Annotated in this window: 1 protein-coding gene; it reads left to right on the top strand. The window is 62.5% G+C overall.

Annotated elements, in window-relative coordinates:
- A partial coding sequence (locus tag U5A65_RS40720) for a paraquat-inducible protein A (protein ID WP_321949725.1) occupies positions 1–409 on the top strand: 409 nt, incomplete at its 5' end.
- Positions 410–635: the final 226 nt, after the last annotated feature.

Genomic DNA, 635 nt, shown 5'->3' with positions numbered 1-635 from the left:
CGGCATTGTTCATTTCTGGCGCAGTGGGGACTGGGCGATTGCTACGGTTGTCTTCATCGCGAGCGTCGCTTTCCCGCTACTCAAGCTCGTCGCGCTCGCGTTCCTCGCCTGGACAGCGGGTTGTACTTCGCGCTGCCATCCGTTGGTGGGGACGAAGCTGTTCCGGGTCATTGAGCGCCTCGGCCGCTGGTCAATGCTCGATATTTTTGTCATTGCGCTTACGATCGCGCTCGTCAATTTCAGGTCTGTCGCTTCTGCGACGTCGGGCTGGGGCGCGGTCGCCTTTGCAGCCGTGGTCCTGCTGACGATGACGGCCACAATGCAGTTCGATCCACGGTTGATCTGGGACGCTCACGCCGGCCCGCATGAGCGTGACAGGAACGGCTCAAATAGCCCGACCGGCTCGTGACTGCCCGACTTTTTAGCCCTGCCGGTGCGATGCCAATGGCGACAATCGCCGGAACGCGTACAGTGCACTGCCCTAGGTTGACGGCGACCCGGGTGCACTTCGGCTCGTCCACGACGGCTCATCGAGCAGCCGTTCGAAAAGCCGTTCGCGCTCTTCCGACGACAGTGGCGACAGCCCGATCAACCCGGTAAAGGCCATGCCAACCGCCGCCGCCCAACGCAGCACT

The organism is Paraburkholderia sp. J10-1, from assembly GCF_905220165.1.
GTDB lineage: Bacteria > Pseudomonadota > Gammaproteobacteria > Burkholderiales > Burkholderiaceae > Paraburkholderia.
Note: the sequence above shows the minus strand (reverse complement) of the source record. Positions and strands in the feature narration are given on the sequence as shown.